We start from the raw sequence: 17,882 nt of genomic DNA on the forward strand, positions 1-17,882 counted from the left end.
TGTCAAAAAATATTGGCCTGCTACTGAACCTCAGCGAATTTCTATTGAAAACAGCGATTCCGGTGCGCCGCTGTTAAATGTCAATGGATACCCTGTTTATTGTTCTCTTTCTCATAAATCAGGGTGTATCGCAGCGGCTTACTCGACGACAAGTACTATAGGCATTGACCTGGAGAATGTGCAAACACGAAAAGACTACCACCGTATTCGCGACTATTATAAGGACGGTTTTCTGGCTGGCAGTACCTTAACTAAAAGTGATTTTTTTCATCACTGGACTCTGGCTGAAGCTTTCGCGAAAGCCTCGGGTGTACCTTTACTTAGCGTACTAGAGAGGCCTCTTCACAGACAAAAGCACTCAGCAAAATACTTTCAGATAGAGCCTTTTTTACTCTGTGCTTATCAGAGCGATTCATCTGAGAGAGAAGACGCTGTATTGCTGTATCAATTAGATAACGATAACCAATGGCAGTAATCCCGGGCTATTGTCTGCAGATCATGTTCGACCTTCCAATTTAATTCCTGAAGTGCTTTATCAGCCTGAGCGTAACAGCTTGCCACATCGCCCTGGCGACGTTCTGAAAAATTAACCGGAATAATTTGCCCACTTGCTTGTTCGAACGCATGGATCACGCCCAGTACCGACTCGCCCTTGCCGGTTCCCAAGTTAAAGATATGGTGTCCGGTGCGGGCAAACCCCGCTTCCAATGCCGCAACATGACCTTTTGCTACGTCACAAACATGAATGTAGTCACGTATTGCTGTGCCATCGCAGGTCGAATAGTCACCACCATAAACCTGAACAGAGTCAACTTTTCGGGTTATTACATTGCCTATGGCCGGGATCAAATTAGCTGCAGGTTTAATGGGTTGCTCACCAATAACTCCCGACGGATGAGCTCCTGCCGGATTAAAATAGCGCAAACTTATAGCCGAGAAAGCGAGGTTTTTCTCACAAAACTCAGCCAAATCACACTCGGATCGATATTTGGTCTCGCCGTAGGGATTGGTTGTCGCTCCGGCCGGAGCCGATTCAGCAACAGGGACGCACGAAGGGTTGCCGTAAACAACGGCTGAAGAGGAAAAAATTAAATGGTTAACTGAACAGCCTTCCATTACCGCTAGCAGTCTCCGTGTTCCTTCCACATTGGTCTGAAAATATTTCTCTTTTAAGTGATAACTTTCCTGAGGGTTTTTAAGTGCCGCAAAATGCATAACGGCATCGAAAGCGTATTGTTTAAATAGGTTGGTCAGCGCATCCCGATTGCAGATATCAACTTGGTGAAACTCTGGTCGCTCACCCGTAATACACTGAATCTTATCAATTACCGAGGCGTTACTGTTACTCAGGTCATCAATAACAATCACCTGGTAGCCGCTAAGTATCAACTCAACAACCGTGTGCGAACCAATGAATCCGCAGCCTCCGGTAACCAATATCTGTTTCTTCATAGGTGGTGTGCCCAAAAACCGTAGCGCCGTTATAAATCAAAGGGGCGAAATAGTATCGGCTGACTTTCTCTAAGGCAACTTAAACTCATGCGCCAGCCTCAACGGCTTTTAGTTATTCTCACCGCACCGGCCAGTCTGCGGCATCAACGCTGTCTATGGGTTGCCCGGACAGATCGCCGGCCCAACGCTCAATAAATTCATTGCCCGGGTCGTAGCGCTCCCTCTGCTTTTCCAAATTAAATTGGCGATGCCCTCTGGGGTCGGCTCCCACACCCGCCAGATACTGCCAGTTGCCCCAGTTGGAGGAAACATCGTAATCAATCAGCTGTTGTTCAAAATAGGCTGCGCCATAACGCCAGTCCAGGCTCAGTTCGTGCACAAAGCAACTGGTAACTAACTGACGGCCACGGTTAGACATATAACCGGTTGCATTCAACTGCTTCATGCAGGCGTTAACTATAGGATACGGCGTATTGCCAGAGCACCATTTCTGAAACCTTTCAGAATAAAAGCTGGTTTTGGGTGACTTACCGGAGAGGCCGGAAAAAGCGAACAGGCGTTTCCCGTGCTTCAGTGCGTACCAGAAGAAGTACTCGCGCCACAATAATTCAAAACTTATCCAGTAGCTGGATTCACTCTCGCCAAACTGCGCTTCGTACTCTCTTAACGCCGCCATAACTTGCCGGACAGAAAGACAACCCTGCGCAAGCCAGGGCGAAAACTTAGTCGAACTCGAAAAGTCGTCTAAGGCATTTCGTGTTTGTTTATAAGTACCGGCAGACTCACCAGAAAAGTAGCTTGTTAAATGCGTTAAGGCGGCTCTTTCTCCACCTTCAAAGTCATCTGACGCCAATTCATTCAGAGTTTCAGCCTTGAACCCCGGATAACTGATGTTCTCCGGTAATGAAGGCAATGCGTTTATCGGCTGAACCGAAAAGTCACGGCTCAACGGCTCGACTTTTTTCCTGAATTGAGAAAAGGTTTCCGGCAAGTCCGCTAGCTCAAACGGCAGCTCCTGCTCTGAAAACAAGGTGTTGTTTGGTGTTTCATGAAAAGGCAGAAACGGAAACCGTTGCTGTAACAACCCCAGTTGAAGCCGTTCATAGTAACCCTGATGCTGGCTCAGGAATATCGCATCTACCTGACGTTCGGAAATAAGTTCGGTTAAAATTCGATCAAATGTCCCGGTCAAAACAATGAGTTTTTGTCCACGTTTTTCCAGCTTGGTTCGCAGTTGCTTTAAGCTCTGCTGCAAAAAGGTAAAACGATGCTTACCCATGGCCGGAACGCCATAATGGCCATACTTACTCTGCGTCGGATTAAAACAAAAGCAGCAGATGAGTGTTTCGCTACGCTGCGCGGCCTCATAAAGCGCCAGGTTGTCTTCAACCCTGAGATCATTCCGAAATACAAATAGGCCTAACCGATAATCTGCCATAATGAATACGAGTTGTTGTTTAGTATTCATTACGTAAGTCATTTAGAATTGGACTAAACGTAAATTGAACAATGACCGTAAAATAATAATAACTGACTTCTGGTGGACTCATTTTTTATGAACAAAGGTAAAAACTGGCTAATTTATACTCTGGGCTTTTTAGGGCTTATTCCCTTTCTGGCATCGTCGCTTGCGGCTTTAATGCATACCGGAACCTGGTGGGGAATTTCACCTTTAGAGTTTTTAATTACTTACGGCGCTATTATTCTCAGTTTCCTGGGCGGTACTCTATGGGGCCGGGCACTGCACCGCGCGGAAAGCGAAAAAACCACAGGTTTACTGTTATTAAGCAATGTTTTCGCTTTAGCGGCCTGGTTCACAATTTTAATTAACGCACCAGCCTGGTCATTAGGTATGCAGATGGTGGGCTTTGCCTTGGTTCTGTACTTTGAACAAAAGCTGGCACGCAGTTCGGCTATGACAGCCTATATGGGCTACTACCGTATACGCGTATTATTAACGACCATTGTCATCGTCTGCCAATTACTGGTCTTTGGTAACCACATTTTGTAGCGCTAGCTGCAGCGCTATTTTTTCTCGTGATACCGAGCCAGAGTTTCCGCGTAAATATGGCGTACGTCATCACTGAATTTTTCCACCGAATAATCACGGGCAAAAGCCAGAGCATTTTCTGCCAGGCTCTGGCGTAACGCCTCGTCATCCAGTAACTGTTTCACCCGCTCACACCATAAAGCCTGCTTAGCCGGTGTCTTAAAACCGTTATGCCCGTCTTCAACAACATCGTCGATACCACTGGAGCGCACCGCAACCACGGGTAAGCCCGCAGCCATAGCTTCCAGAATGACCATGCCCTGAGTTTCTGACTGCGAGGCAAATAGGAAAGCGTCTCCTAGCTGATACCAGGCGGCCATTTGCTCAGGCGGAACTGAGCCTACCAGAGTAATGTACTGCTGGAGTTTCATGTTATCGATGCGTTCCTGTAACCGGTGGCGTTGATGACCGTCGCCCACAATCAGCAAGCGGAACGGCTTATCGGTTTGATCTTTCAGTTGCGCCACCGCCTCTATCATAAAGTCGATATTTTTCTCATTCGACAACCGGGACACACTAACAAATACCGTTTCATCCCCTAGCTTTTGTTGCTGGCGCAGCTCCTCTATTTGCTTGTCGTCAACTTGCTGGAAACGCTCAAACTCAATACCTGTTGGCTGTACAAAGGTAGGCTTCTTAACCCCTATCATGCGCAGGTATTCTTCGGTCGACTGTGTCGGCACAATTACGCCGTCGCATTTGTTGGCAAAGCGACGCACCAAAAAGTGCGCAATAATATTGCGGAACAACGAACCGGGTAAAAACACAAAGTGCGCATAATGTTCTAGCCGCGTGTGATAAGTATAAACCACCGGCACTTTCAGGCGGCGCGCAATAAAGACCCCAAGCGAACCTATCCAGAACGGATGGTGAACGTGAATAATATCCGGTTTAAAGGCTTTAACCTTTTTACGCACGGCACCGGAGAAAATATTGGCAAACTGAAACTCACTCTTTTCACCAAAAGAAAACAGCGACGGCATACGCACCACATGCTCTTCTTTTTCACTACTTTGCTGATAGCGCGGCGCAACAACCAATACCTTATCTTTGAGCTTAACTAATCCCAGACGCAGGCGCTCGATAGAAATTGGCACACCACCGATAAAAGGCAGATAGTTATTCGTGAACATGGCCACGCGCAACGGCTTTTTGAACCAGGGCTGCGGGTCAATATCGTAGTCGGGGTAGTAATCTTTACCGACGAATACCGCGTTGTACAATTTGGTACTGATAACCAGGAACAGACTCACCAGCAGAATAAAATTCAGGTAGCCCACGTAAAATAACGAATGAATAAAGAACCACAGGCTTTCCAGCTGTTTCAGAATGGGGTGCTGACCAATCTCCAGCTCTTCAACAGAGTGCTCAACCGAGCCATCGGCATTCACTGTTACTTTCACATAATGATAAAAGCTTTCATCCTGATTCAGTACCAGACCACCCGCACCACCGGTAGTGATATAGGGAATACCGTTGTGCTCACGCTCTGAGTAAATAGAGATATTGGATGAAAAGACGCGATCAACACCGAAGTTGCTTATTGTCTGCAGTAACGCATGACGGAACTCCATGGGTTGCAGGAAATCGTCCTCCTGGGCTAAAAAAAACTCTTCTTCAGGCTCTAAAGGTGGGTGACCAATAAAAACAAAGCGATGCTTTGAATCGTCGGCTTTAAGAATATCGGTTAACCAGCGAAGCTGCCATTGCCATGGCGTTTTTCCCGTGCTGTCTAAGAAAATAAAGCGGCTGTCATCGGCAGTAAAACTGAAAAAATGCGGACCGTAATGGTCATAAAAGCGGAAGCTGCCAAACTCTTCATACTCATTGTTACCGAAGGTCAGTAAATACGGCATATCCAGCCGCGACAGAGTACCTTTTATTGCCCGGTATTTGTCTTCTCCTCCACTGCTCACAGCATTCCCCGCAGACACTAAAAAATCAATGTCGGTGTCGTTCAACATAGGAATAATGCGACGCTCGAAAATACCAACCGAATTATTGATATTACCCACTACAGCAAAGCTGTAACTGTCCTGTCCTTCCAGCCGGGCACTAATGTCTGAGAGCTGTTCGGTATGCTCCGCCTCAAATTCAGAAGTCACCAGGTTCAAATAAATTTTATAGCCAATAAGCCCAACCACAACCGCAATGTTGAGGTAAAACAGGACTTTCAGTAACTTGGTTTTATTCATTGTATGCCCTGCACTTTAGCCGACTGAACTAAGTAGCGCTGTAAAATAAAGAGTCCCAATAACATACCAAGATAAATGGTTAAGAAGCGCCAGCTAAAGGTGACTAACAGTAAATGATTATTGGCTAAAATGTCATTAAAAAAGCTACCAAACACACCTTCGGAAATTCCCGAAGCACCGGGCGTTGGCGCGAAATACATGATAAAGGTGGTAACCACCAGCAGTCCCAGGCTGACGAGGTAATCAACGTCGTATCCTAAACCCCACATTAGCAGCGCGGGAAAACTGAATAAGCTGAGCAGAAAAATGACGGTGGACAATACCGACAGCGCAATAGCCACCTTAGAGCCGCGACAATACTCCGAAAAACTCCGGGAGAAACGCAGCATTTCGCGGCGAGTTTTGTATTGCCAGCGCAGATGACGCTCAGGACTAATCAGTTGCAGCTTATGCACCGCTTTACATAAATAGCTTAGCGGCCCAATTAACCAATGTGCCCGCAACAAAACCACCGCGAAGAAGAGCAGATAAAGCACAATGAAAACGGCAAGAGCCGTACCAATTTCACCAATAATAGCTTTGTTCTGCAGTGGCTCCAGCACCAGCAAGAACACCGGCGTCAGCGAAAAAATAAAGAAAATAGCCAACACCGTACGAATAGTAGTGGCAGCGGTCGCCCGCCCAATAGGCACGCCGTGCTCGTGTAAGAACCAAACCTGCGCGAAACCGCCACCGGTGGCCATAGGGGTAATATTGGAGAAAAAGATATTAATAAAGACCAGTTTAGCCATGGCTTTTTTAGGAATACGGTAACCCAGAGCGCGCAAAGTGTAGTAAAGCCGCAAACCGTCGGCGGCGAAGTAAACCAGTAACAGCAAGACTGCGGCACTTAAAACTTCAGGGGCAAACAAACGAAAATCGAAGGTAAGACTGCGGCCGGAAAAGTGGTCATAAATGGCGTAAAATCCGGCAGCCGTGAGTAAAACAAATAACACACTAAATAGCGTTAAGCGTTTCCACGAGGCTTTGTATTGTTTTTCTTCTTCCGCTGAAGCTGCCATCTTGCTGCCGTTTACTCCCCACAAAGCCTAAAGATTAAGGATTATGGAGTTGCTGGGAAGGGATGTCAAAAACCTTACATTACGCAGCCGCCGACTGCCGTGCGTCATGAGTCATTTTCACTAGTTGCTTTCTGATCTCACCGGCTGTCGCGCAGTCCGTCTCAAAAGGAATGAAAATACTGCGTTCATCGGCAATTAGATGGAACCCGTCCGGATAAATACTGCTCATTTTGACGCTACCTGCATAGTTCCTGAACTCCACTTTCTGGTGGCGCAAAATAAGGCCACAAGCGTCAGCATGGTCATCATTCATATGCTGGATCATCTGCAATGCGTCTGCCGAATTCCATTGGGGTTCAAGCAGCAGCCATTCAGCAGGGTTTATCCAGAAAATTTTGCCGAAGCCACCAATGTACCGAATATGCTCAACGTCCATTTGCCAAAATTTAAAGTCATGAGCATTGCGATAACTTAAAGCGTCGGGGAAACGCTGAAAGTACAACTCCCCTAAAGACTCATCCACTAAAAACCGAGCATTTCCCGTTAACGTCAGTCGCCCGTGAGTATTCTGGTCACCGCTTTCAGCCGCATCGAACACGGTAATACTTAAACGGTTATCTACTGATAAATTACGGGCATGCTGGGCAATATCAGACACATAAAATATGACCTGACCTTCTGCAGAAAGCATAAACGGTGATACCGAACCGAACGGATATCCCAGTAACTTCTTTGAGATAGTGGACAGAACAGCGGTATCGTTATTTTGCGCTAGTACTCGCGCTTCTCGCGCCGCTTTTATTCGTTCATTCATTATAAAATACTCCTTAATGTCTTGGCTCGGTGAAAATCATTGGCTTTAAAAAGCTCGGGTGCGAGCTGACGTGCACCGGTGTACGATAGGTTCTTTCCAGAATGTCTTCCCGAAAAACACTCTCGGGGCTGTCAACATGCTGAATACAGTTATTGCCTAAAACAATGACTTGATCGGCATACAAAGAAGCCAGATTTAAATCGTGCATAACCGACAGAACCAGGTTGCCTTTTTGGCTGAACGACTTAATTTCATGCAACACCGCATGTTGATGATACACATCCAGTGCGGAGGTCGGCTCATCCAAAAGCAACAATTGTTCGCCAGGCAAATCTTTATCTAACTGGCATAAACACCGGGCTAAATGAGCCCGCTGTTGTTCACCACCAGACAAGGTTTCAATGCCACGCTCACCCATTGGGGCTAAATCAAAGCGGCTTAACCATTGGGTTGCGCGTTGCTCCGCATCGGCATCAGACTCCTGTGACCAGTATCGTCCCATGGCCACCAGTTCCTTAACCGATAACCCTTCAGGCGCGGCCTGGTGCTGCTCCATAACCGCTCTTATCGGCGCCAGTTTCAAAGCATCCCACGAGTTCAGTTCTCTTCCATTTAAGTAAATAGAACCGTTATAAGGAAGCTCCCCTGCTAACATATTTAAAAAGGTGGACTTACCCGCACCGTTTTCGCCGACAATGGCAACAAATTGGTGGGCTTCTAAACTTAGGTTCAGTGACGTTAACACTTGCTGCCGACCAATAGATAGATTCGACACATCGATATCAAGCATAAAACCTCCGTCGTTGCTTCATAAGCAAATAAATAAAAAATGGCGCGCCGATAGCCGCTGTAATAATGCCAATAGGTAATTCCGCCGGAGCAACCAGAGTTTTTGCCAACCAGTCGGTAAGCACTAAAATGGCTGCGCCAAACAACATGGATACCGGCATTAACCAGCGCACATTAGCGCCAACCAGCATTCGTGCAATGTGGGGAATAATCAGTCCGATAAAGCCAATCATGCCGGTTAAGGCAACAGCTCCGCCTACACCAAATGCAACGAAAAAAATTATCCGACGCTTCAGAGTGCCGACATTAACGCCCAGGTAACGCGCTTGTCGTTCACCTAAAAGCAGAGTGTTAATTGCCCGGCGGTGAATAAAGAGTGCAACGCAGCTAACGCCCATAAACAAAAAGCCAAGTGGTAACTGTTGCCAGTCGGCTCCGGCCAGAGAGCCCATCTGCCAGAAACTCATAAGCCTCAGGGCGTCATCGTTAGCGTAGTAGCTGAGCAACCCGAGAATGGAACCGGCCAGCGCATTGATGGCAACACCTGCCAGCAGTAAGGTGGCAACATGAACTCCGGAACGCCCACCAGCCAAATGGTAAACCACAAAGGTGGTCAGCAGAGCGCCGATAAAAGCCGCGCCGGAAACCCAAAGCTGTCCCTGTAACCCGAACTCGGGACCTAAGGCAATAACTGCCAGTGCGAATACAGCCGCTCCCCCCGAAATACCAATGAGCCCGGGATCAGCCAGCGGATTACGACACAAGGTTTGCATTGCAGTACCACTCTGCGCCAACACCGCGCCCACCATTAGTCCTAAAACCAACCGGGGTAACCGAATATCGATTAATACCGTCTTTTGGATATCAGTAGCTTCAGACAAGACTCCCGGTAACCAGATAAAGGGCAACCGCCAGTCCGACATCACCGGTCCGCTGGAAAGCAACAGAACGCTGCTGACAGCAATACCCATAACACCGACGAGTAACCAATAGCGACGTTCAAGCGGCATAGTCTTACTCCCGGCCCGCCGCTAATTCATTGGCAAACTCAGCAACCACTCGTTGCGCCTCTGCAATGCGGGTTGTCATACCCAGCGCCAGCAACGAATCCATAACCAAAACCCGGCAGTTTTTTCCGGCTTCCAGTAGCTTAAGTGCCTGCGCCTGACAAAACGCTTCTTTACTGCCATGGCTTTTAACCACGTGCTCAGGAGCAACTAAAAAGTCAGGCTGTTCTGCCAGTAAATATTCAGTAGAAACGGTCTTGAATCCGTTGTGAGAAAACACGTTGTTAATATCGGAGTAACTGAAAAGCAAATCCGGTACTGTATCCGTCCCGGCTGCCACCACGCCTCGCTCTGACGCCTGCAGAATGAACAGAGCCTTCAAAGGCTCTTTACGCGAACTAGTCGTCTTCAAATCCGACTTAATACCGGCAATCACCTGCTTTCCTTCAACTTGCGCGCCGAAGCGATCCGCCATGTTGTCAATTAACTCGTAAAGCTCCTGAAGCGACGTTGGCTTATCAAATACAACCACAGAGACACCGGCTCGCTCAATTTGCTGCAACACTTTATCGCTACCGCCACCTTCCAGAACCCACAAATGCTCAGGCTCAAAGCTCAGAACGCCCTCAGCCGATAAGTTACGGTAGTACCCTACTTTCGGTAGCCTGTTGACAGCCGCAGGCGAGGTACTGGAAGTATCTACGCCAATCAGGTTGTCGTCTTTATTCAGCGCAAACACGATGTCGGTTAAAGTTCCGCCTGCGGTTATTAATTGGTTAACGTCTGTATCCAGCGTATCTTCAGCCTGGCCGAACCACGAAAACAACAATAGAAAAGCGGCTCCGGCATGAACCAGAAACTGTCGTCCTGTCATCACAATCAAACTCCTGAATTAGATTTTCTTTTTTGTCCTAAATCAAAAATAGTAACTTTCACTTGCAAATGCAAATCATTTTCGTTTAGATCTTATTGATTTTTTCATACGACATGTTAATCAGGATTGGAGATGAAAAGTGAATAAAGGACATAAGACAACTCACAGCTTTGCAAAAAGCTTATTGGCGACAGCCATTTTCGCTACCTTACAAACCACTGTTTACGCAGCTGACTTGGCAAAACCCACGCTGGAAACCGATGAAATACTGGTAGTAACCGGCTCCCGCAGTAAAGAAAAACTGGAGGATGTTGCCGGTGCAGTCAGTGTGGTGACAGCCGAGGAAATCGATATTCAGGTTAGTAACAGTCTGTCGGATATTTTTCGTTATGACCCCAGCATCAGTTCAACCGGCAGCCAGGGTCAGGCACAAACCCTGTCAATACGTGGTATTGGCGGTAACCGGGTGGTCTACATTAAAGACGGCCGACGCTTAAACGATGCCTATGCCGGCGGTGGAGGGTATCTGGTCGGCCGGGGTTACCTGGACGTCTCACAATTGAGTCAGGTTGAAGTCGCTAAGGCCGCAGCATCGCCACTTTACGGCTCAGACGGATTGGGTGGGGTTATTGTTCTGACAACGCCAGACCCTGACGATATGCTACAGGGTGATTCAAACGCACTTTCCCTGCAGGCGGGTTTCGATAGCATTGCAGACGAACGCAGTTTAGGTGTGCAGGCGGCAAAACAGTTTTCTGGGTCACAGGCATCCATTCAGCTCACCGCCCGCAAAGGAAACGAAACCCAGAACTATGAACAGTCGTTGCCGGAGTTTGATTACGACAGTGTCGGTGTGCTGGCGAAATGGGCTATCGCGCTTGAGAATAACAATGAACTTAAGTTTACTCTGGACCACTACCAGCAAAACAATGAGCAGTTGCAGGAGCCGCCGGAGCAAACCGAAGATAAAGATAAACAAACCGCCTTTTCCATCGACTATCTCAATAATAACAGCAACTGGCTGACCGATACTCAGCACTGGCAGTTGTATTTGAGTCACTACGAGCAAAACAGTGACCAGATAGTGCAAGGCGCAGATCAAAGCGGTCCTTATATCGACAATAACGATTACGGCTTTGAACAACGTATTATTGGTGCTCGCTGGCAGGGCGAAACCCTGTTGTCCGGCAACCAAGTGGAACAAGACCTGGTATTTGGGTTCGATGTTGACTACTACGACACGGAACGACCACGCTTTAAAACCCGCATCGCTGCAGACGGCACCTTACTGCAGGACAACGAACCGCAAAAAGCTTTTCCTGGTGCAGAAACCTGGTTAACCGGGCTCTTCCTGCAGGACAATATCCAGCTGAAAAATATGCCGCTTAAATTCATTGCCGGTGTCCGTATCGACCATTACCGCATGACGCCTCAAGACAATTCACTCTACGACATGTCGCTATTAAGTGATATACGTGAAACGGCTATGTCACCTAAACTGGCGGCTATATACACTTTCTCAAATGATATTCGCGGATACGTTCAATACGCCGAAGGCTTTAAAATTCCACCTCATGATCAGGCCTACCAGAACCATGGTATCGAACCTTTTTATGCCATATTGCCTAATCCCGACTTAGATCCTGAGAGCAGCCGTTCGCTGGAAACCGGTCTGAAATTTGCGGACAACAACACTAGCTGGAATCTGTCAGCTTTTTACAGCAAGTTTGACGACTTTATCGATACTCAGGTCGTCGGAACCAGTCCCACCTATATTCCGGGCGTGGATCGCGTCGAGTATCAGTATGTTAATAAGGACGAAGTGACGATAAAAGGCGTTGAAGCCTCAGTGACTCACTGGCTGAATGACAACATTCAATTAGCTTCGTCAGTGACCTACACAACCGGCAAGGATGAAACAACAGACGATTATCTGACCACTCTGTCACCACTTTCCGGCAATGCTTCAGTGGGTTACCACGGCAATGACTGGTATGTACGCGGTGTTGTTACCGCAGTAGACAGCATGAGTCGCGTTCCAACCGATGACTCTATTCAAACACCGGGCTACGCCACCTTTGATCTGCTGGCAGGTATCACACTGACAAACTGGCAAGTTAACCTCGCGGCGCGTAACTTAACAGATAAGTATTATGTGCCCTACCAGAGCGTGGCAGGCCTTCAGAGCGAAGCCTCTACGGAACAGTACAGTCAGCCCGGACGTTCGTTTGGGGTACAGGTGAAATACACTTTTTAGTCTAAAACAGACAAAAAAAAGCCCCCAAATATTGGGGGCATAAAAACTTAACCAGGGAGTATAACCAAACAATGTTAAGTTGTGGTGCATGTTAAAGATTAAATATGACAGTTTTTAGACGACTTTATTCAATTTTGATGAAACCTGTCGTTTAAATAAAGCCATCACAAGAATCAAATACACCAATTGCGCACTTAAGGTCTCCCAGCTAGCGTAAATACCCAGCCAGTCGAAGGTTAAATCCACTGGAAACGCCGTATGACTAAACCAGGCAGCTTCCTGCAGGGCGCTAATGCCCTTGCCCAGCAAAATAAAGACCAGAGCCAGAATGATGTACGTTGTGAACTTGAAAAACGTATTCATTGGCAGTTTGACTGAGTATTTAATGACAGCCCAGGCCACTAGCGCCAGAACCACCAGGCCAAAGACAAAACCGTAGGCGACACTGCTGCCATTGTCCTGCGCCTGCAACAGTAAAGACTGATAGAACAATACAGTTTCAAACACTTCTCGATACACGGCTAAAAAGGCAAGACCGGCAAGACCCCATAAAGCGCCCTGCTTTAGCTGAGTCTGCACTTTTTCCTGAATAAAGCGTTGCCACTGCTGCGACTGGGTTTTGCTGTGCATCCAGTAACCCACATAGAACAGTATGATGGCGGCTAGTAAGGCCGCCCCACCTTCAATAATCTCGCGGCTGGCACCACTAATGCTGATAAAGTATTCCGCCACCAGCCAGGTGCCGACACCCGCAATCAGCGCCGTGATCCATCCCGCGTGCACATAACGCAGGCCGTCTTTGCGTCCGGAACGCGCCAGTACTGTGCCAATTGCCAGCACAATGAGTAAGGCTTCAAGCCCTTCTCGTAACAGAATAACGGCGCTTGCCGCAAACAATGCAGACTCTGAAAGCTGATCTTCCGACAGCGTGTTCGCCGCAACGTCCAGTTCCTGTTGCAACTGCGCTGTCATTTGCTCTACCTGCTGCAGCTTGCCGGGTTTACTGATAACCCCACGCAACGCCATCATGTCACGTTCTATGGTTCGCATTAGCTCCGGAGCTTTGGCATTAAGGGAGTTTTCAGCTAACTCGAAACCATCGAGATACGCCGAAATAGCCAACCGCTTAGCTTCGCTATAATTGTCCTGTTGGTAAGCCTTTAAAGCCTGACCAAGAGTTGTGCGGGCAATTGCGATAGGACTGTTTACTGAGCTTTCAGAAAAGTAATCGCGGGCGTGAGTGCGCGAGTAATCAATAGCGTTAGACGAAATGCCGCGCTGCAATAAGGTATTCGGGCTGTAATTAATCAACTCGCTCAGCGCCACCTTCTGCTCAGAGTCGGCACTGTTATTAAACGCCAGACTGCCCACGTAAAAGGTCAACGCCCACCGCTCTTCTTCACTTAAATGGCTAAAAGACGCCATTGCCGTGCCGTCGATGCCATCGGAAACAGCGTCAAACAACCCAAGTAATGAGCGGTTATTGGCGCGTTCACGGTCGGTAAAATTAGTGGGGGCAGGCTCCAGCCCGGTAGCACCAGGGCCATCACCCTGACCGGCAGCGCCATGACAGGCTGAGCAGTTTTGTTGAAATAACTGCTCAACGTGCTTTTCGCTTGCCAGCTTTGACGGGAGGCTTAGCTTTGGCAAAGCCGACAGCAATGTGTCTCTTAGCTCACTGGTTAGCGTAACCACCGCTTCCGGGTCAGCTTTATCATGAATCAGCTGCTTGAGCTTGTTCACCAACTGACGCATTTCAGCTTGCACCGCCTGCGGCGCCTGTTCAGTCTTTTCACCAATAAGGCCGGCGAACTCAGTCATTTCGCTGTATTCATCGGGATTAATGACTTCACCATTGGCTACCGCTTCGGAATAATCTACGCCAACGTATTCCGCCAGCTGCAATAACTGACGCATGTCAGAACTTTGAGTATCCGCTGAAGAACTGGCCAAAGCCTGACCGGAGAAAAGTAATGTGCCTATTAAGGCAATAGGGAAAAAGAATCGGGAAAACACGAGTACTCCTCAAGGCTCATGTCATAATCAGGCTTAAAATTATACAGGAACCTTGAGAAGTATTAAATGATAACTATTGTTGTTTGTCTTTAAAGTCTCTTAATCTGAGCTAAATCAATACGCCGGCATTAAGAACACTTCGCGCACACAATTACGCGGATTCGCATTGATTGAATACAATACCGCATCGGCAACATCTTCAGGAGCCAGTTTGTCCGGCTTAGGTTCGTCGAAGAACGGCGTATTGACCATACCCGGTGCTATGGTTGTGCAGCGGCCGTTCCACTCTTTCATTTCTTCGGCCAGGTTCTGGGCAAAGCCATGAACGAACCACTTAGTCGCACCATAAACCGAACCTTTTAGCGTAATTCGCCCGGCGGCAGAGCCTGTCATTAAAAAGTGACCGGTGGTTTTACGTAAATGCGGCAAAGTCAATTTAGCCGTGTACAGAAGACCATTGATATTCACATCCACCATAGACTTCCACTCGTCCGGGTCGCCCTCTTCTGTTCCAGCGGTCGAAACCCCGGTTCCGGCGTTAGCGAATACCGCATCCAGCTGACCAAACTTATCTACGCCCTGCTTTACAGCCTCGGCTAACTGGTCATAATTTCCGGCGTCGGCAGCTACGCCAATGGCATTATCCGCACCAAATTCCTTAACCAGCGCATCCAGTTTTTCTTTCCGGCGCGCCGTTAATATCAGCTTTAATCCCTCTTTCGCCGCTTTTCGGGCTGTAGCTTCACCAATGCCGCTTGAGGCACCTGTTATCAATAATACTTTGGACATACTTCCTCCTTAAGTTCGTGTTTCTAATTCTATTGTACTCTTTCATTTCGCTTAGCGATCAACAACGGATAATAACGCACTGCGCTTTATACCCTTTCGAAGAAAAAATAAACATGATATTGATACTGATTCGCATTTACATTAAAGTAACGTTCTTATTAAAGCTGACTCACAAGCGAAACCAAGGAGAACAAAAAAGTGACCGGAAAAAATGAAAGAATAATAACAGGCTTATGTGCATTCATTTTTGTTGGAGCTGCTTTTACCCCTCCCCTTGTTTCAGCAGAAGACGCTATGGTTCAGTCGCAAAAAGACGGGCTGGAAATTATTAAAGTTCAGGGTGAAAAACGCGAGCGCTCACTGTCAGAAACCACCAGTAGTGTCGCCGTAACAACGGCACAAAAAATTGATCAGGAAAACTTGCTCGACCTTGGCAATATCATAGACAACACCGCTAACGTATCCAAGATGTACGGCGGTTCAGGCTTTACCATTCGGGGCATTAGTGACGAAAGCAATTCAGCTAACCCCTTATCCACTGTCTATGTCGATGGAGTCGCCCTTCCCAGCGAAATTAACGACGCCGGTCCATCGGATTTATGGGACGTTTCTCAGGTTGAAATTCTCCGGGGCTCGCAGTCAACGGTGCAGGGTGAAAACTCATTAGCCGGCGCGATTATTATCAGCACACAGGATCCGACCATGGACTGGAGCTGGAAAACCAGAGCTATTTGGTCAGATCCAAACGACAGACGCTTAGCTTTTGCCGGTGGTGGTCCATTGATCGCCGACGAACTGGCTTTTCGGGTTGCAGTAGAAAAGCGTGATTTTGATGGTTTTATCAAAAACACCACGCGTAACGATATGGAAGACTCTGTCGACTCCATGGCCAGCCGGTTCAAGCTGCTTTGGAAGCCCAAAGCACTGAAAGACTTTACCGCAAAACTAACACTTATGCGCGACGACCGTGAAGACCCGTATCGCTTCACGTATAGCCGCACCGATATCGAAGACTATTTTGATAACCGCGAAAACACCTCCAACCGGGAAAATGTGACTGATATCACGACGGACATTTTGTCATTGGACTTAAGTTATCAATTGAACGAAAACTGGGCGTTATCGTCCGTCACGTCCCAATCCGATTCGGACTCCCAGCGCTTATACGATATTGATTTAATAGCAGAAGATAATCAGTACGGCAGAATGGATCACGACTATCAAAATCGTTCTCAGGAATTACGGTTACACTTTGACTACCCCGATTTTCATGGGCTGCTCGGATGGTACTGGTCTGATCGTCAGAAAGACAGCGTTGATAACCAACTGGGCGGTGTCGCAACACCAGTAGCAACTATTGTCAGCGCATTACAAAATATGGGATTAGACGAGGCTACCGCCACTCAGTTTGCTAACAGTTATTCACAGGCGCTGCCGTCTATTCCTGTTGATTACGGTAATGATGTTGCCGACCGTTCAACCAACCAGGCTTTATTTGCCGACGTTGAGTATGCTTTAGCCGACGAGGTAGCACTTATTGCTGGTTTTCGTTACGACACCGAGCGTTATACTTACGAGTCTTTAACTGAAGCTGAATTTGCCGGAACCTTACCCGATCCAACAAATTACGGCGAGCCCGGCACCGCATCTCATGGCATTATCAGCGGCATCAATCAGGAAGTACTGAACCTAGTTGACCGCGCAGGTAACAGTGTTCCCAAAAGTACCCGCGACTTTAATGCCTTTTTGCCGAAGCTGGCGGTGCGCTGGGACTACGATAACAACGATTCGCTGGCTTTAACGGTACAGCGAGCCTACCGTTCCGGTGGTAGCTCGTACAATATAGCGCGTGCCGAAGTCTTCGCTTACGACCCGGAATTCACCACCAACTACGAGCTATCCTGGCGCAGTCAGCTGTTAGACAACAAGCTTTTTGTCAGCAGCAACCTTTATTATATTGACTGGGAAGATAAACAAGTCAGCGCTGAATTCGGCCTTAACAGTTTTGATAACCATACAGTGAATGCTGGCAAGGCGCACTTGTACGGGGTTGAGCTTGAAGCGCGCCAATACGTCAATTCATACCTGGATTGGTACGGGTCGTATTCTTACTCCAGAACCCAGTACGATCAGTTTGAAGCCATTGCCGGGGCTCAGGTCCGAAACTTTTCAGGAACAGAATTTATCTATGCCCCCAAACATACGGCCGCTTTAGGCGTAAATTTATACCCTGCCCGCGACTGGACGGTGAATGTAAACGCTAACTATCGCGACTCCATGAACATGGCAACCCGCGCTACAGATAACAGAGTGTCATCACGCACCTTAGTTAACGCCAAGATCAGTTATGACAAGTTCGACTGGTCGGCCTATATTTTTGCGAACAACATTTTCGACAAAGGCTACATCGAATACACTCGCCCGGATCTCCCGTACGCAATATTCGGCGCACCAAGAGTGGTTGGTGTTGGTTTCGAGGCTGAGTTTTAATAGCCTAAAAGCATGCCCAGTAAACTGAATCCGCTATAAAAAAGGGGCGCTTAATAGTAAGCGCCCCTTCTGATTAACCAGCTAACTC

The 17,882-nt window shown here is 47.7% G+C and carries 14 protein-coding genes; 4 read left to right on the forward strand and 10 right to left on the reverse strand.

What is annotated here, in order from left to right:
* The first annotated feature begins 178 nt into the window (after positions 1 to 178).
* Complete coding sequence (locus tag RJ32_RS15185) at positions 179 to 475, forward strand: hypothetical protein (protein WP_235598909.1); 297 nt, start codon at positions 179 to 181, stop codon at positions 473 to 475.
* Here RJ32_RS15185 and galE read toward each other — a convergent pair.
* On the reverse strand, positions 445 to 1,452 hold the full coding sequence (gene galE, locus RJ32_RS03535; RefSeq protein ID WP_034819092.1) for a UDP-glucose 4-epimerase GalE: 1,008 nt from the start codon (positions 1,450 to 1,452) through the stop codon (positions 445 to 447). The two genes, RJ32_RS15185 and galE, sit on opposite strands and share 31 nt — an antisense overlap.
* A 118-nt stretch (positions 1,453 to 1,570) precedes the next feature.
* Positions 1,571 to 2,920, reverse strand: a complete 1,350-nt coding sequence (locus RJ32_RS03540; protein ID WP_034819093.1) for a DASH family cryptochrome — start codon at positions 2,918 to 2,920, stop codon at positions 1,571 to 1,573.
* An 87-nt stretch (positions 2,921 to 3,007) separates the two neighbouring features.
* Here RJ32_RS03540 and RJ32_RS03545 point away from each other — a divergent pair, with 87 nt between their 5' ends.
* A complete protein-coding gene (locus tag RJ32_RS03545) occupies positions 3,008 to 3,463 on the forward strand; it encodes a DUF3429 domain-containing protein (protein ID WP_034819094.1) in 456 nt (151 codons plus the stop codon).
* 14 nt (positions 3,464 to 3,477) lie between these two features.
* On the opposite strand, the gene RJ32_RS03550 is transcribed toward RJ32_RS03545, so the two are convergent.
* The 6 genes from RJ32_RS03550 to RJ32_RS03575 all read right to left on the reverse strand — a co-directional run bounded on the left by RJ32_RS03550 (position 3,478) and on the right by RJ32_RS03575 (position 10,242).
* Positions 3,478 to 5,697: a glycosyltransferase gene (locus RJ32_RS03550; protein ID WP_011233383.1), complete on the reverse strand. Its 2,220-nt coding sequence runs from the start codon at positions 5,695 to 5,697 to the stop codon at positions 3,478 to 3,480.
* Entirely contained in the window at positions 5,694 to 6,758 is a 1,065-nt protein-coding gene (locus tag RJ32_RS03555) for a lysylphosphatidylglycerol synthase transmembrane domain-containing protein (protein ID WP_034819095.1), read from the reverse strand. The genes RJ32_RS03550 and RJ32_RS03555 overlap by 4 nt, the downstream gene beginning before the upstream one ends.
* Positions 6,759 to 6,837: 79 nt before the next feature.
* Positions 6,838 to 7,572 carry a HugZ family protein gene (locus tag RJ32_RS03560; RefSeq protein WP_034819096.1) on the reverse strand — a complete coding sequence of 245 codons (735 nt, stop codon included), beginning with the start codon at positions 7,570 to 7,572 and terminating at the stop codon, positions 6,838 to 6,840.
* Positions 7,573 to 7,585: 13 nt separating this feature from the next.
* Positions 7,586 to 8,362 (reverse strand): heme ABC transporter ATP-binding protein, encoded by a 777-nt coding sequence (locus tag RJ32_RS03565; RefSeq protein WP_034819097.1) that lies wholly within the window; start codon positions 8,360 to 8,362, stop codon positions 7,586 to 7,588.
* Entirely contained in the window at positions 8,355 to 9,371 is a 1,017-nt protein-coding gene (locus RJ32_RS03570) for an iron ABC transporter permease (protein WP_034819098.1), read from the reverse strand. Before RJ32_RS03570 ends, RJ32_RS03565 begins: the two co-directional genes overlap by 8 nt.
* Before the next feature lie 4 nt (positions 9,372 to 9,375).
* The gene (locus tag RJ32_RS03575; RefSeq protein ID WP_034819099.1) at positions 9,376 to 10,242 is read right to left on the reverse strand and encodes a hemin ABC transporter substrate-binding protein; all 867 of its coding nucleotides are present in this window, start codon (positions 10,240 to 10,242) and stop codon (positions 9,376 to 9,378) included.
* 139 nt (positions 10,243 to 10,381) lie between these two features.
* On the opposite strand from RJ32_RS03575, the gene RJ32_RS03580 reads away from it, so the two are divergent.
* Complete coding sequence (locus tag RJ32_RS03580; RefSeq protein ID WP_034819100.1) at positions 10,382 to 12,499, forward strand: TonB-dependent hemoglobin/transferrin/lactoferrin family receptor; 2,118 nt, start codon at positions 10,382 to 10,384, stop codon at positions 12,497 to 12,499.
* A 114-nt stretch (positions 12,500 to 12,613) separates the two neighbouring features.
* Here RJ32_RS03580 and RJ32_RS03585 read toward each other — a convergent pair whose 3' ends face one another.
* On the reverse strand, positions 12,614 to 14,515 hold the full coding sequence (locus RJ32_RS03585; protein WP_034819101.1) for a cytochrome c/FTR1 family iron permease: 1,902 nt from the start codon (positions 14,513 to 14,515) through the stop codon (positions 12,614 to 12,616).
* Positions 14,516 to 14,629: 114 nt separating this feature from the next.
* Entirely contained in the window at positions 14,630 to 15,304 is a 675-nt protein-coding gene (locus tag RJ32_RS03590; protein WP_034819103.1) for an SDR family oxidoreductase, read from the reverse strand.
* A 198-nt stretch (positions 15,305 to 15,502) separates the two neighbouring features.
* On the opposite strand from RJ32_RS03590, the gene RJ32_RS03595 reads away from it, so the two are divergent.
* Positions 15,503 to 17,794 (forward strand): TonB-dependent receptor, encoded by a 2,292-nt coding sequence (locus tag RJ32_RS03595; RefSeq protein ID WP_051018721.1) that lies wholly within the window; start codon positions 15,503 to 15,505, stop codon positions 17,792 to 17,794.
* Positions 17,795 to 17,882 lie beyond the last annotated feature (88 nt).

The organism is Idiomarina sp. 28-8, assembly GCF_000320945.2.
Classification (GTDB): Bacteria; Pseudomonadota; Gammaproteobacteria; order Enterobacterales; family Alteromonadaceae; genus Idiomarina; species Idiomarina loihiensis.